Here is a 13,314-nt window from a genome sequence, read left to right as displayed (position 1 = left end):
GCACCACTCCAAAGCCCTTGGCTCTTTAATTTTCCTTTCTTCAAAAAAATTAGTACCTTTGCGTACTATGACTGAGGATACTTTCAACAACGACGATTTATTCACCGCACCGGAGGATACCGGTACTGACAACGACCTCGACAGCACAACCGAAGCAGAAGCGGAGGTGACCGGCTACAGCGAGGACGAAATACGCACACTCGACTGGAAGGAGCACATACGCCGCCGTCCCGGCATGTACATAGGCAAGCTCGGCGACGGTTCCAACTTCGACGACGGCATATATGTGCTCATCAAAGAGGTGCTCGACAACGGTATCGACGAGTTCATGATGGGATACGGCAAGCAGATCACTCTCGATGTGGAGGGTGGTACTGTGACCGTGCGCGACTACGGACGCGGCATCCCCTTGGGAAAGGTTGTCGACGTATCGTCAAAAATGAATACCGGAGCAAAATATGACTCTAAGGCATTCAAGAAATCAGTCGGACTGAACGGAGTCGGCATCAAGGCTGTAAACGCACTGTCAACCGAATTCTTCATACGAAGCGTGCGTGACGGCCAGTCCAAGAGCGTCAGTTACAGCAGAGGGGAAATCATTGAGGAGAGCCGGCTTGAGAGCACCGATGACCCTGACGGCACACTCGTGCGGTTCACCCCCGATGTATCGATATTCCGTGATTTCCAGTTCCAGGAAAAGTACATCGTTCCTCTCGTCAAGAACTACACCTATCTCAACACCGGGCTTGCCATAGTGTTCAACGGCAAGCGGTTCATCTCACGCGGAGGACTGCTCGACCTGTTGCGCGACAATATGAGCGTAGAGCCGCTCTATGCACCTATACATCTCAAAGGGGATGACATCGAGATCACCGTGACCCATGCCAATCAGCGAGGTGAGGAATACTACTCATTTGTCAACGGTCAGCACACCACTCAGGGTGGCACACACCTCACTGCGTTCAAAGAGGCTGCGTCAAGAACCATGAAAGAGTATTTCAAGCGCGATTTCGACTATTCCGACATCCGGAACGGCATGATCGCTGCAATCTCCATCAAGGTGGAGGAGCCTGTGTTCGAGTCCCAGACCAAGACCAAGCTCGGCAGCCGTGATGTAGGCCCGGAAGGTCCTACGGTAGCTAAATTCGTGGGCGACTTCATTAAGACCGAACTTGACAACTACCTGCACCGAAACACCGATGTCGCAGATATCATACTGAAAAAAGTACAGGAAAGCGAACGTGAGCGCAAGGCTATGGCAGGTGTGACAAAACTTGCCCGCGAAAAAGCCAAGAAAGTCAACCTGCACAACAAAAAGCTCCTTGACTGCCGCATACACTTCAACGATCCGAAGGGGGACGAGGAGAAGAAACGCGCATCGTCAATCTTCATCACCGAGGGCGACTCGGCTGCCGGCTCCATCACCAAGATACGCAATGTGGAGACCCAGGCTGTGTTCTCTCTCCGAGGCAAGCCAAAGAACTCCTATGGAGTTCCGGCCAAGATCCTGTACGAAAACGACGAGTTCAATCTGCTTCAGGCCGCACTCAACATTGAAGAAGGCATAGACGGACTGCGCTACAACAACGTCATAATTGCCACCGATGCCGATGTCGACGGCATGCACATACGCCTGCTTCTGCTCACATTCTTCCTTCAGTTCTTCCCCGACATGATAAAGAAAGGGCATCTTTATGTCCTACAGACTCCTCTGTTCCGTGTACGCAACAGCAAGACAGCCAAGCGCGGAGGACGCAACAAGAATGCCGCCAACGAGGAGACATACTACTGCTATACCGACGAAGAACGCGTGGCTGCAATCAACAAACTCGGTGACAACGCCGAGATAACCCGATTCAAAGGTCTCGGCGAGATCTCGCCCGACGAGTTCCGCGGATTCATAGGCCCCGACATGAGAGTCGACCGGGTGACCCTTCGCAAAGAGGATGCCGTAGACGAGCTTCTTGAGTTCTATATGGGGAAAAATACCATGGAGCGACAGAACTTCATCATCGACAATCTTGTTGTAGAGGATGACTCGCACCTCAACTCGGAGGACCTGCAGGACTAATCCGCCATCCCGTATACATCATTCATCCACGCTAAAAATGACACTTCTTTTTCCAGGCACATTCGACCCTTTCACCATAGGGCATGCATCTCTCGTGGAGCGGGCATTGCCTCTATGCGACAGACTCATAATAGCCGTAGGATTCAACCCTGCCAAAAGTTCAGCCGAAAGCGTGCAGGAGCGTGTGAAAACCATATCCCGGCTCTATGCCGACCGGCCTGAAATCAAAGTGATATCCTATTCGGGACTCACCGTCGACACATGCCGGGAAGAGAATGCCGGATGGATGCTCCGAGGGGTGAGAACCGTAGCCGATTTCGAATACGAACGTAATCTCGCCGACATCAACCGCTCGATATCAGGCATTGAGACCATACTCCTTTACTCTCTACCCGAATTAAGTTTCATATCGTCATCCATGGTCAGAGAACTGGCATCACATGGCCATGACATATCACAATATCTCCCATGAGAAAAATCCTGTACTCACTTATCATTCTTTTAGCAGGAGCTGCATCCCTAAAAGCCCAGGTGGTCAAACTGCCACCCGAACGTAAGCTCGCTTTCGCCGAGCAGATCATCGCCAGCTATTACGTTGACACCATCGACACCACCAAAGTAGTCGAAGACGCGATCATAGCGATGCTTAAGGACCTTGATCCCCACTCCACATACTCCAATGCCGATGAGACACGTGAGCTCACCGAACCGCTCAACGGCAATTTCTCCGGCATAGGTATACGCTTCCAGATGGATAAGGACACTCTCTATGTGATAGAGTCGGTGGCGGGCGGGCCATGCGAACGTGTAGGCATACTACCCGGCGACCGCATCCTCTCGTGCAACGACACCGTAATCTCAGGAGCAAAGATGCCTAACAGCAAAATACTCAAGGTGCTCCGAGGTCCGCGCGGCTCGGAGGCTCGTCTGATGGTGGTACGCAAAGGGACTGACAGACCGATGGAGTTCGTGGTGAAACGCGACGAGATACCCATCTACAGTATCGATGCGACATACATGATCAACGACAGTATCGGACTCATCTCCATATCACGCTTCGCCGGCACTACTACCGACGAGGTCAACGACGCCATGAAAAAGCTCCGCAAACGCGGGCTTAAGCACCTGATAATCGATCTTACGGACAATGGCGGAGGATATCTGCGCCCATCCACCGAGATCGCCAACAAATTCCTCAACAAAGGGGATCTGATTGTATACACCGATTCCCCCAAGAACGGATCGGCACGATACGAAGCCACCAGCAACGGCGACTTTCTCGACGGGCGCGTAGTGGTGATGGTCAACCAGTTCTCCGCATCGGCAAGCGAGATCCTCTCGGGAGCTCTCCAGGACAATGACCGAGGTGTGATAGTAGGACGCCGAACATTCGGAAAAGGGTTGGTGCAGCGACCGTTCCCATTCCCTGACGGCTCCATGATCAGGCTCACAGTGTCACGTTACCACACTCCTTCGGGACGCTGCATACAGAAACCCTACACTGACGGCGATGATGAGGACTACCATATGGATATGGTCAACCGCTACCAGTCAGGCGAGCTCAGCTCAGCCGATTCCATCGCATTCCCCGACTCTCTGCTCTACCACACCCTGCGCCTTGGCAGACCGGTATACGGCGGAGGCGGCATAATGCCTGACAGATTCGTCCCTCTCGACACCACTTATTACACCGACTACTACCGCGACCTTGTTGCAAAAGGCACCATCAATCACTACGCTCTCGAATATGTTGACAGCCATCGATCCGGACTTAAGAAAAAATACAAAAAAGAGGATGACTTTGTGAGCAAGTTCAGCGTCACCCCACAGATGATGCAGGCTCTTACCGAGACCGGCAGAAAAGATGGCGTGGAATACAACAAGGAGCAGTTCGACACATCCTACGACTATATAGCCACCGTGGTAAAAGGTCTGATAGGGCGCGACCTGTTCGAACAGTCGACCTATTTCCGCATAGCCAACCCATGCAACCCCATATATAATGCCGCATTAGAGATCATATCCGATCCGGCAAAGTACCGCTCATACCTCTCGAAGCCATAAAGCAAGAATCAGAAAAAACGGATGTGCCCCAAAAAAGTTTTATCTCACACTTTTTTGGGGCACATCCGTTTTGGCACCCATCTGTTTCAATACTCTTCTTATATCAATCCAACCTCATCATCTGCCCTTGGCTGACGACTGATCGATATCGGCATCGGCATTCACGAGTTTCTTTGCCTCTTTCTTCTGTCTGCCCCACTGAATATTATAACGCACTTGCAGAAATGGCATCGGCGCGAAGTTCACACGATAGTGAGTCTCATTCCTATTGTACCTGTTCAGCGATATGGACCCTCTGTCATACTTATTGAACGGACAAAGCACCCCTGCCGTAAACTCCCATTTGTCGGAATTATACCCACCGAGAGGGGTTTCGGTGCGTGTCACTGATTCGCCGTCGGGCTTTGTGAATGTCTCATGATATTCCCTGTAGGAACCGATCTTGTTCGTGAGTTTGAAATCGCCGGTCGCACCCCACTGCGATCGACCGGAATTAAGCTTCAGTGAACCTGAATAATCTCCCCATGCACAGTTGAGCGACGGCATCCCCTTTGTCATAAGCGAACCACCAGGCGTAGGATTCACCACAACGAAATTCAGCACCGCATAAGCGTTTCCATATCTCAAACCTGGATTCTCAATCCATTCAACCCTTTTTATGGTCTCGGGAAGCAGGCTCTGAAGCTGCTGCACTGTGGCGACACGCCCATTCATTCGCACCTGCACCTCCTGGCTTGACGAAGTCACCGACCCGAGCACCTCATTTACAGTCACAGTCGGTATCATGAGGTTACGCAGAAGCTGCATCCCATCCTTTGAGTTTTTGACTGCGGTCCGTGACGGATAGAACACATCCATATCGGCCTTGCGTATCACTTTCGGAGCACTCACCACAATCTCGTCAAGAGCCTGTGCCGCAATCGAATCTCCGGTTGCCGGTTGCTGAGCCATAATTGCCAGCACCATCAGCATAAATATAAGAAACGTGATAATTCTATTAAACATATCCCCTAATTTTCAAGAGTGTAACAACCGTAGGGACATAACACATACGCCCCTACAATCGTAACACAAAAACTATAATAAACCTTAACGCTTTATCTTTCCGCCTGACGATCTGTTCTCGCGCACCATACCGCACACAAGCTCCCGGATCTTTATATCACCTCCTGACGATGCGTTCATGTCGGCTCTGTCAGCTCGCCCTTTCACCGTGATGTTTGCGCCCGATGAGACATTAGCCTTCACAGTTCTGACATTTATAGCCTTAAACTCGATATCGGCACCAGAACTTGCATTCATAGACAGATTCTTGGCTTCGAATCCTTTCACTTCTATATCACCGCTTGAAGATGCATTGGCACTGCAATTACCGCACACCATACCGCCATCCAGTTCAATATCTCCTCCTGACGATGCCGACAGTTTAACGTTCCTGCCGCCCAACGCCAATGGATTCCTGACCTTTATCTCGGCACCAGAGCTCACCGAAATGTTACCCACCGCCGGAGCATAGACTGTGACCTTTACATGCTTGACACCGGGCCGGTTGAGAAGCTTGCTCCATACTCTCTGCTCCACTGCACCGATGACAAGTGTGCTCTTTTTGACCTTGATATCCACCAGCGGAATCTCATCAGCAGGACCTGACACGAGCACATGTCCCGGAGCCTCACCCGGCACATACAGAACATCAATGCCGCTTGATACACTTATGCCGCTTATGAGTCCCTTGATATGGACCGTACGCTCGGCCGCAAATGCAGCCAACACTAATAACGCTGACAAAAGAAATAGAGATAACCTTTTCATAATCATACAATTTGTAATATTTCACATATTCAACAACACGGATGCTCCTATGATCAACAGCACTTCAAGCACCACCAGAACGACTATACCAGAAGTTGATATTTTGGGAGACCTGAACATCGAGGAAAACCCTGCCCAACAGAGACATATGGCAGGAAGCATTACGGCAAAGAGCACCAGGGCTATACCCCATCCCTCAAGATAAGGCGAAGAAAGCGATATATCCATAGCATCGAGCAACGCACCACTCGCCCCGAAGAACAGACAGCACATTCCGGCAATGATCACCAGCCCGACAATCCCGGTGGTGGCTGCCACTACAGCACCGGTTATACCAAGAAGGCAGAGAATCACCTTGCCGATTATGAGAAACACATTGTTGATGAATTTGGCAAAGTCACTACCGGAAGGCACAGGTGCTGTGGGAGGGACAGTATTGTCAATCACCGTCTGACCTACGTTATCCACTGTGACCGGCTCACCGCGCATCTCAAGTATCTGCCTGGGAGTCCGTGCAGGAGGTATTATCATCCAGGCTATAAGATAGAGGATAATCACTGTCCAGAACAGGTTCAGGCTGAATAGCGACAATGTCAGGACCACTACCAGAATCCTCAGCACAGTGACATCCCAGCCAAGATACTGCCCGAGACCGGCAATCACACCGCCAAACACCTTGTGGCGATCGTCCCTGAAAAGTTTCTTATGCAGAGGTGGAGGTGTCGTACCCATCCCCACAGCAGCGGACGGCGGTACCGTCCCCCATGCTGCCGGCTCAGGACGACGCGACTCATCCCTGGCACTCTGACCGAAATCAGCCTCCTCGGAAATCTCCTCGGGATGCCCCATTATACCTATCACATTGTTGACATCCTCAATCACTATCACAGAAGAACCTACGCTGGCGCGCTGCTCGAAGTGCTCAGATATGCGGCACTCAATATCGGACACAATCTCCTCACCCTCTTCACCGGGGAACGCTTCGCGGAGCTGCGACAGATAATTCTTAAGGAGCTCATAGGCATCCTCATCTATATGGAATATTTTACCGTTTATGTTAACTTCAAATGTCTTTTTCATTGCGGAAGATATTTGTTGGTGTAGTCGGATTGTAGAATTGATACCGAGGAGAGAATCTCATCCCACGATTGCTGAAGCTGCTCCAGGAACTGATGTCCCACCGGAGTTATTGAGTAATACTTGCGGGGAGGACCTTGAGTGGATTCCTCCCAACGGTAAGAGAGCAGACCGTCATTCTTGAGCCGAGTAAGAAGAGGGTAAAGTGTCCCCTCCATCACTATGAGATGCGCCTCCTTCAGCCGTGCTATCATCTCGGAGGCATAGGCATCACCTCGCTTCAGAATCAGAAGCACGCAGAATTCGAGCATCCCCTTTCTCATCTGTGATTTTAGGTTGTCGATATTCATAAACTATATCTGAATTTTATTTTGCATTGCAAAGATAGATACTTTTCACAGTACTTTGCAATACATAGTACTAAATATTAATATTATTTAACACTGCCATTCACATTCCACAAAAATATAAGAGCGATAGAATATGAGAAAAAATTGTAATTTTGCACTTACCTATGTATCGGTTATTATCAATATTCAGTATGTTACTTGCAGCCAGCAATATGGCTGCACATAGCAATAGTGCCCTCACCACTGACACAACACACATACAAACCGCTATAGTTCAAACAGCTGACGAATCCGCATTAATCACCGATACACCCTGCGACACCTGCTGCGACAATGTAGGCTGTACCTACTGGATAAAGCAGATTATCAACAACGGATTCCACATACATGACCCAGCCATATGCTACCCAAAGTTTCCGCGCTTCTGCCTGGAAGTCTACAACTGGGGGGACCGCACTTTCAATTCCTATGACAACAATTACGTGGTAGGGACCGGAAAGAACTGGAAACTGCAAGGGAAAAGCTACAACTGGATGGAGACATCAATGATGTTCTTTCCCAAATCCGAGGTAAACATGCACTCCGATCTCTATAGCGATGCCGGATTCTCCCTCAGCTTCATGGCTGTGAGTGCAGGATACATGTGGAACACCAACAAACTCTTCTCCGATCCAACCAACAGGCGGACATTCAGCCTTGACTTCACCTGTTCACGCTTCTCTCTGAGCTACCAGTCGGTATCATCCACAGGAGGAATGATACTCACACGATTCGGAGACTATAACGACGGACATCACATACGCTACAAATTTTCGGACTGCTCCACCGACTCCAAGACATTCGACGCATACTGGTTCTTCAACAACTACCAATATTCCCAGGCGGCAGCCTACAGCTATTCAAAATACCAGCTCCAAAATGCCGGCACCGCTCTCGTAGGATTCAACTTCACAGAGCAGCACATGCGCATGGACTTCAATTCCCTTCCTGCCGAAATGCTCATACACTCCCCTCTCTCCAACAACTACTACACCCTTGACTACCGCAGCTACTGCGCCACAGGAGGATACGCCTACAACTGGGTGCTGAAGCCACGCAGATGGCTCCTAAACGCCACAGGGCTGGCGGCAATAGGATACAGGCAGCTGTTCAACTCCGAAGAGCACCGAAAGGCGCGCACTCAGCTTGCCAACAATTTCCGCATCAATCTCGCAGCTGTCTACAATCACCGCGCCCTGTTCGCCGCATTCACCATGCGTGCAAGCGGATTTGTGAATTACAATTCCGACGACATGACCCATTTCAACTCCATACTGTCATTCACAGCTGCCGTGGGCATGAGGTTTTAACCTCAGGCTACACCATGCACACTACAAGGGTGAACATCACTGCATAAAGCATCATCAGACAGGCTGTCATTCCCAGCAACGGATTCAAGGCTTCACCACGTGACCTCACGAGCCTGGTGTACAATGCCACGTGAAGTATCAGATACACGCATGGGCACAGCCATCCCATCCTTGCCGCTGCCACCCATTCGGGAAGAGTGAGAATCACAGCCATGAAACCATTTGCAAGATAGAGGCTCGACATCCCGCGCCTGCCAATTACAACAGCCAACGTGCGCTTCCCTACCGCCCGGTCATCGTCCATGTCACGGTAATTGTTCACTACAAGCACATTCGCGCCCATAAGCCCCATCCCTACCGCTGCTGCAAGAAGCCACCAGCCGAAAGGTCCGCCCATTAGCATATAAGTAAGCACCACAGGCACTATACCGAAAAAGAACACTACCGCGACCTCGCCAAGCCCATGACGCGAAAGAGGATAGGGACCTGCACTATAGGCAATCACCCCCAATGCTGTGGCAACACCGGCTACATACATCCACCACTGCCCATACATAGCCACAAGAGCCACTCCTATCAGGCATGCAACACCAAGGGTCCCGAACGTTGCATATTTCATAGCCTCAGGTGTGATATCACCCTCTGTGACACCTCGTCGCGGTCCCACTCTGCCAGCCTTGTCAAGGCCAGCCTTGAAGTCGTAATACTCATTGGCGAAATTTGAGGCCACCTGGGCAAGCAGCGCGAATGCAACACACATCCCCCAGGGGATCACATCAAACCTCCATGACAACACTCCGAGTGCCCCGGCATATATCACCCCGGCAAGCGACACTGGGAGGGTGCGCAGCCTCATCGCTTCAATCCAGCATCCTGTTTTCGACATAACTAACATCAAGTTTCAATACATAAGGACAGGAGGACTTTTCAATAAGTACGGAAATCATGTATTCCCATCGCTTATAAAAGCCCTCCTGTCCTTATGTCCTTTAAAAAGAATCAGTTTTCTTGTTTTTTACTCAAACTCCTTCGCGATAGCGTCGGCTATAGCCTGCATCTCTTCGGCAGGGAAGCTGTGCTTCTTGGAGAAGTCCATATCCGCCTCGCTGTTGATCGGGAGCAGATGGATATGGGTGTGAGGCACCTCAAGCCCTACTACGGCAACGCCCACACGCTCACACGGAATAGCCTTCTCTATGGCTTTCGCCACACGGCGCGCAAAGAGCATCAGACCGGTGTACTCCTCCTTGTCAAGATCGAATATATAATCGACCTCCCGACGAGGGATCACCAGCACATGCCCCCTGGCTACAGGATTGATGTCAAGAAAAGCATAATGCTTATCATCGGCAGCCACCTTATAGGACGGGATCTCACCGTCGGCTATCCTTGAAAAAATAGTTGCCATGACCTTAGAAGCTGATTTCGATGATCTCAAACTTCATCATGCCTGCCGGCACTTTTATGTCGACAAGCTCTCCGAGCTTATGCCCGAGCAGCCCCTGTGCAATGGGGGTCGACGAGCCTATCTTCTTCTCCTTGAGGTTGGCTTCGGAATCTGCGACAATGGTGTATTCCATAGTCATTCCGTTGGTATGGTTCTTGATCTTAACACGATTGAGTATCTGCACCTCCTCATTGTTAAGATTGCTCTCATCGATAATGCGTGAATTAGCCACAAGATCCTTGAGCTGGGAGATCTTCATCTCAAGCATGCCCTGAGCCTCCTTGGCTGCGTCATACTCGGAATTCTCCGAAAGGTCACCCTTGTCACGGGCCTCGGCTATAGCCGCCGATATGCGGGGACGCTCTACTGACTCCAGGTAGGCGATTTCTTCCATTTTTTTCTTGTAACCTTCCTTGGTCATATAAGTTATTGCCATGGTAGTAATGTTATTTTTGATATGGTGTTAGTGAGAGATTATATCAACTGCGAACGTAAAAAAATTTAGAATCTCGACGCTGCCGGCTACGAGACCCTACAATTTATCGTTCAGAATTTTCTTGCAACAAAGGTACGGACAAAAAGGGGAGAAAGCAATTTTTGCACCCTGATTTAACAAAATTTCACCGCTCAAAAAAATGGTTAAAATCCAAATTTATTTACCTTTGCACTACACGTGTCCCACCCCACCATCCAACAATCCCCCATATTGGGCCGACGTGATTCTGAAAATATATGACCACCACTTTTCTAATAGGATATATGGGCTGCGGCAAGACCACTCTTGGCAGAGCCGTGGCAGAGCACACAGGAGTGCGCTTCATCGATCTTGACGATTATATCGAAGAGCGGCAGGGATGCAGCGTCAAGGAGATATTCGCGTGCCGAGGCGAAGATGCGTTCCGCGCCATAGAGCGCGAAGCCCTCATTGAAGTGAGCTGCAGCAGCGACACTTTCGTGGCTTGCGGAGGGGGCACACCATGCTTCGGTGACAACATGGATGTGATGAACTCGCGCGGGATCACAGTCTATCTCACCGCGCCCCATCACCGCCTCCTCGCCCGGCTCAAGGAGGGAAGAGAGAAGCGTCCGCTGATAGCCTCCCTGTCTGACGACGAACTTGACGCATTCATCGCACGTCAGATGGAGTGGAGACACCCCCACTATTCCCGGGCAAAACTGACTTTCGACAGTTCACGACTTGAGAACACCGAGCAGGTGAGCGAAAGCGTCGACCGTTTCCTGAAACTTATAAGCAGCTATGAATCTTGACTCAACTCCCACCGCTGTAGAGCAGCCTTGCGAGACAGGCTCACGACGGCGCAGACTCACAATAGGGCTTCCACGCAATGAGGAACCCGCCGAACGACGGTTTCCCCTCACTCCTGAGGGAGCAGCCCAGCTCATCCAACGCGGATTCAAGGTGAAGATGCAGGAAAACGCCGCCGAACCTATACATTACGACGATGCAAAGTATATACGCGCAGGCGTGGATATAACCACCCGGGCCGAAGCTCTGGCATGCGACATAGTCATCCATACAGCCCCAATGAGCCTTTCGGATGCCCGATGCCTGCGCAGAGGCGCAATGCTCCTTACTCTGCTTAAAGCCGCATGCACGGATGAAAGGACCCTCAGGCAGCTCCTCGAACGCCATGTGATCACAATAGCCCTTGACCTTGTGGAAGATGAGAAAGGCCACACACCGTTTGCCGATATTCTTGCCGAGATCGACGGCAGAGCATCGATAGCCATAGCATCCTCGCTGCTTGCCGATTCCCAGAAAGGGAAAGGCATACTTCTGGGAGGCGTGGCAGGGATAGTGCCATGCGAGACCGTGATAATAGGCTCGGGTATCGCCGCATGTGCGGCAGCCCGCTCTGCCGTAGGTCTTGGGGCTACAGTAAGGATGTTTGACAACGATGTCTATTCTTTGCGTCAAGCCTCCCACGAACTGGGACCATGGGCCATCACCTCATCGCTCCATCCGCGCACTCTCGACAATGCATTGCGCTCCGCCGACGTGGTAGTTGCGACACCGACATCCACACCTTTCGTACTTCACAGCGACACGGTAAAGATGATGAAGCGCGGAGTGCTGACATTCGATCTCACCGCCGATGCCGACGGCTCAGCCTTCCCGTCAATGACCCCCATAGATCTCGCCCTTGCATCTGCTGTCGACAGCACGCTCCGAAGCGAGAACCGTGTATGCTACGTACGTGCCGGAAGTGCCGTAGCGCGTACAGCATCAATGGCTCTTACCAACACGCTGCTCACCCTTCTTGAAAGCATCGTAAGCTGCGAAGGGCCATCCAATGCCCTCAAGCTGCATCCCGGCATGCAGAAAGCCACACTGACATTCTTCGGCAAACCTGTGCATCAGCGCATCGCCGCCATCCTGCACATACGCAGCATCGATATCTCGATATTCCTCACATTATCATAAGCCTCTCCCTGACTCACTTAGTGCCATCACACCCACATATATGAGAAAAAAATTCTATGTCGTATGGAACGGCTATGCCACAGGAGTATTCGACTCCTGGGAGGAATGCCAGCTCCAGACCAAAGGATATCCCGGAGCAAAATACAAATCATTCGACTCGCAGGAAGCTGCTGTGGAGGCCTATCGCGGCGATCCGGCAGAACAGATAGAACTCCTGGCGTCAATCGCAAAGCACCGTCCGGCTCCTGTCAACTACGAATCGTTCCCCGACATACGTCTCGACTCCTTAGCCGTGGACGCGGCATGCTCTAAAAATCCCGGACCTGTGGAGTACCAGGGTGTGTGGGTACGCACCGGCGAACGCATATTCCACGTGGGACCAATCGAAGGGGGCACCAACAATATCGGCGAATACCTCGCACTCGTACACGGACTCGCCCTGCTCAAATCACAAGGCCGCCCCAACACACCCATCTACACCGACTCACGCACCGCACGCGCCTGGGTACGCAACCGGCAGCCCAAGACCACTCTGCCGCGCACCCCACAGAATGAGCGGCTATTTGAAATGATCGAACGCGCCACAGCATGGCTCAATGCCAACCCTCTCACCAACCCTATACTCACCTGGGACACACCGGCATGGGGAGAAATACCCGCCGACTTCGGCAGGAAATGACATGTCGGGGCTACGACAT

14 protein-coding genes are annotated in these 13,314 nt (G+C 51.2%); 7 read left to right on the top strand and 7 right to left on the bottom strand.

The genetic code is table 11. The features are described 5' to 3' along the window. The first annotated feature begins 67 nt into the window (after positions 1 to 67). The 3 genes from EZ315_RS06590 to EZ315_RS06580 are packed head-to-tail and all read left to right on the top strand — an operon-like array spanning position 68 to position 4,135. A complete protein-coding gene (locus EZ315_RS06590; protein ID WP_135471378.1) occupies positions 68 to 2,071 on the top strand; it encodes a toprim domain-containing protein in 2,004 nt (667 codons plus the stop codon). A gap of 37 nt (positions 2,072 to 2,108) precedes the next feature. After that, entirely contained in the window at positions 2,109 to 2,543 is a 435-nt protein-coding gene (coaD, locus tag EZ315_RS06585; RefSeq protein WP_135471377.1) for a pantetheine-phosphate adenylyltransferase, read from the top strand. After that, a complete protein-coding gene (locus EZ315_RS06580; protein WP_135471376.1) occupies positions 2,540 to 4,135 on the top strand; it encodes a S41 family peptidase in 1,596 nt (531 codons plus the stop codon). The genes coaD and EZ315_RS06580 overlap by 4 nt, the downstream gene beginning before the upstream one ends. 117 nt (positions 4,136 to 4,252) lie before the next feature. Here the strand turns inward: EZ315_RS06580 and EZ315_RS06575 are convergent, their stop codons facing one another. The 4 genes from EZ315_RS06575 to EZ315_RS06560 all read right to left on the bottom strand — a co-directional run bounded on the left by EZ315_RS06575 (position 4,253) and on the right by EZ315_RS06560 (position 7,374). After that, positions 4,253 to 5,140: a TonB-dependent receptor gene (locus EZ315_RS06575; RefSeq protein ID WP_135471375.1), complete on the bottom strand. Its 888-nt coding sequence runs from the start codon at positions 5,138 to 5,140 to the stop codon at positions 4,253 to 4,255. A gap of 84 nt (positions 5,141 to 5,224) precedes the next feature. Next, entirely contained in the window at positions 5,225 to 5,947 is a 723-nt protein-coding gene (locus tag EZ315_RS06570; RefSeq protein WP_160657600.1) for a GIN domain-containing protein, read from the bottom strand. A 21-nt stretch (positions 5,948 to 5,968) separates the two neighbouring features. Continuing rightward, entirely contained in the window at positions 5,969 to 7,027 is a 1,059-nt protein-coding gene (locus EZ315_RS06565; protein WP_135471373.1) for a PspC domain-containing protein, read from the bottom strand. Continuing rightward, positions 7,024 to 7,374, bottom strand: coding sequence for a PadR family transcriptional regulator (locus EZ315_RS06560; RefSeq protein WP_135471372.1), 351 nt, complete (start codon positions 7,372 to 7,374; stop codon positions 7,024 to 7,026). The genes EZ315_RS06565 and EZ315_RS06560 overlap by 4 nt, the downstream gene beginning before the upstream one ends. Positions 7,375 to 7,586: 212 nt before the next feature. Between EZ315_RS06560 and EZ315_RS06555 the strand changes: the two genes are divergently transcribed. Beyond that, complete coding sequence (locus EZ315_RS06555; protein ID WP_160657610.1) at positions 7,587 to 8,723, top strand: DUF4421 family protein; 1,137 nt, start codon at positions 7,587 to 7,589, stop codon at positions 8,721 to 8,723. Positions 8,724 to 8,730: 7 nt separating this feature from the next. On the opposite strand, the gene menA is transcribed toward EZ315_RS06555, so the two are convergent. The 3 genes from menA to greA all read right to left on the bottom strand — a co-directional run bounded on the left by menA (position 8,731) and on the right by greA (position 10,606). Further along, the gene (gene menA, locus EZ315_RS06550; RefSeq protein WP_170957485.1) at positions 8,731 to 9,609 is read right to left on the bottom strand and encodes a 1,4-dihydroxy-2-naphthoate octaprenyltransferase; all 879 of its coding nucleotides are present in this window, start codon (positions 9,607 to 9,609) and stop codon (positions 8,731 to 8,733) included. A gap of 129 nt (positions 9,610 to 9,738) precedes the next feature. Continuing rightward, positions 9,739 to 10,131 carry an HIT family protein gene (locus tag EZ315_RS06545; protein ID WP_135471369.1) on the bottom strand — a complete coding sequence of 131 codons (393 nt, stop codon included), beginning with the start codon at positions 10,129 to 10,131 and terminating at the stop codon, positions 9,739 to 9,741. Positions 10,132 to 10,135: 4 nt separating this feature from the next. Beyond that, positions 10,136 to 10,606 carry a transcription elongation factor GreA gene (gene greA, locus EZ315_RS06540; protein WP_135471368.1) on the bottom strand — a complete coding sequence of 157 codons (471 nt, stop codon included), beginning with the start codon at positions 10,604 to 10,606 and terminating at the stop codon, positions 10,136 to 10,138. Between the two features lie 296 nt (positions 10,607 to 10,902). Between greA and EZ315_RS06535 the strand changes: the two genes are divergently transcribed. From EZ315_RS06535 to EZ315_RS06525, 3 genes are read left to right on the top strand one after another with little or no spacing between them, the layout of a single operon-like run. After that, on the top strand, positions 10,903 to 11,439 hold the full coding sequence (locus EZ315_RS06535; RefSeq protein ID WP_135471367.1) for a shikimate kinase: 537 nt from the start codon (positions 10,903 to 10,905) through the stop codon (positions 11,437 to 11,439). Continuing rightward, on the top strand, positions 11,429 to 12,616 hold the full coding sequence (locus tag EZ315_RS06530) for a Rossmann-fold NAD(P)-binding domain-containing protein (RefSeq protein ID WP_135471366.1): 1,188 nt from the start codon (positions 11,429 to 11,431) through the stop codon (positions 12,614 to 12,616). The genes EZ315_RS06535 and EZ315_RS06530 overlap by 11 nt, the downstream gene beginning before the upstream one ends. Before the next feature lie 40 nt (positions 12,617 to 12,656). After that, on the top strand, positions 12,657 to 13,295 hold the full coding sequence (locus tag EZ315_RS06525) for a ribonuclease H1 domain-containing protein (RefSeq protein WP_135471365.1): 639 nt from the start codon (positions 12,657 to 12,659) through the stop codon (positions 13,293 to 13,295). Positions 13,296 to 13,314 lie beyond the last annotated feature (19 nt).

The organism is Duncaniella freteri (assembly GCF_004766125.1).
In the GTDB taxonomy this organism is placed as follows: Bacteria; Bacteroidota; Bacteroidia; order Bacteroidales; family Muribaculaceae; genus Duncaniella; species Duncaniella freteri.
Note: the sequence above shows the minus strand (reverse complement) of the source record. Positions and strands in the feature narration are given on the sequence as shown.

Excerpts from the sequence above, each read along its gene's own strand:
- EZ315_RS06525 (WP_135471365.1), top strand. The coding sequence starts at position 12,657 with ATGAGAAAAAAATTCTATGTCGTATGGAACGGCTATGCCACAGGAGTA.
- EZ315_RS06560 (WP_135471372.1), bottom strand. The coding sequence starts at position 7,374 with ATGAATATCGACAACCTAAAATCACAGATGAGAAAGGGGATGCTCGAA.
- EZ315_RS06530 (WP_135471366.1), top strand. The coding sequence starts at position 11,429 with ATGAATCTTGACTCAACTCCCACCGCTGTAGAGCAGCCTTGCGAGACA.
- EZ315_RS06535 (WP_135471367.1), top strand. The coding sequence starts at position 10,903 with ATGACCACCACTTTTCTAATAGGATATATGGGCTGCGGCAAGACCACT.
- EZ315_RS06580 (WP_135471376.1), top strand. The coding sequence starts at position 2,540 with ATGAGAAAAATCCTGTACTCACTTATCATTCTTTTAGCAGGAGCTGCA.
- EZ315_RS06545 (WP_135471369.1), bottom strand. The coding sequence starts at position 10,131 with ATGGCAACTATTTTTTCAAGGATAGCCGACGGTGAGATCCCGTCCTAT.
- EZ315_RS06570 (WP_160657600.1), bottom strand. The coding sequence starts at position 5,947 with ATGAAAAGGTTATCTCTATTTCTTTTGTCAGCGTTATTAGTGTTGGCT.
- EZ315_RS06575 (WP_135471375.1), bottom strand. The coding sequence starts at position 5,140 with ATGTTTAATAGAATTATCACGTTTCTTATATTTATGCTGATGGTGCTG.
- EZ315_RS06555 (WP_160657610.1), top strand. The coding sequence starts at position 7,587 with ATGGCTGCACATAGCAATAGTGCCCTCACCACTGACACAACACACATA.
- EZ315_RS06565 (WP_135471373.1), bottom strand. The coding sequence starts at position 7,027 with ATGAAAAAGACATTTGAAGTTAACATAAACGGTAAAATATTCCATATA.
- EZ315_RS06590 (WP_135471378.1), top strand. The coding sequence starts at position 68 with ATGACTGAGGATACTTTCAACAACGACGATTTATTCACCGCACCGGAG.
- greA (WP_135471368.1), bottom strand. The coding sequence starts at position 10,606 with ATGGCAATAACTTATATGACCAAGGAAGGTTACAAGAAAAAAATGGAA.
- coaD (WP_135471377.1), top strand. The coding sequence starts at position 2,109 with ATGACACTTCTTTTTCCAGGCACATTCGACCCTTTCACCATAGGGCAT.
- menA (WP_170957485.1), bottom strand. The coding sequence starts at position 9,609 with ATGTCGAAAACAGGATGCTGGATTGAAGCGATGAGGCTGCGCACCCTC.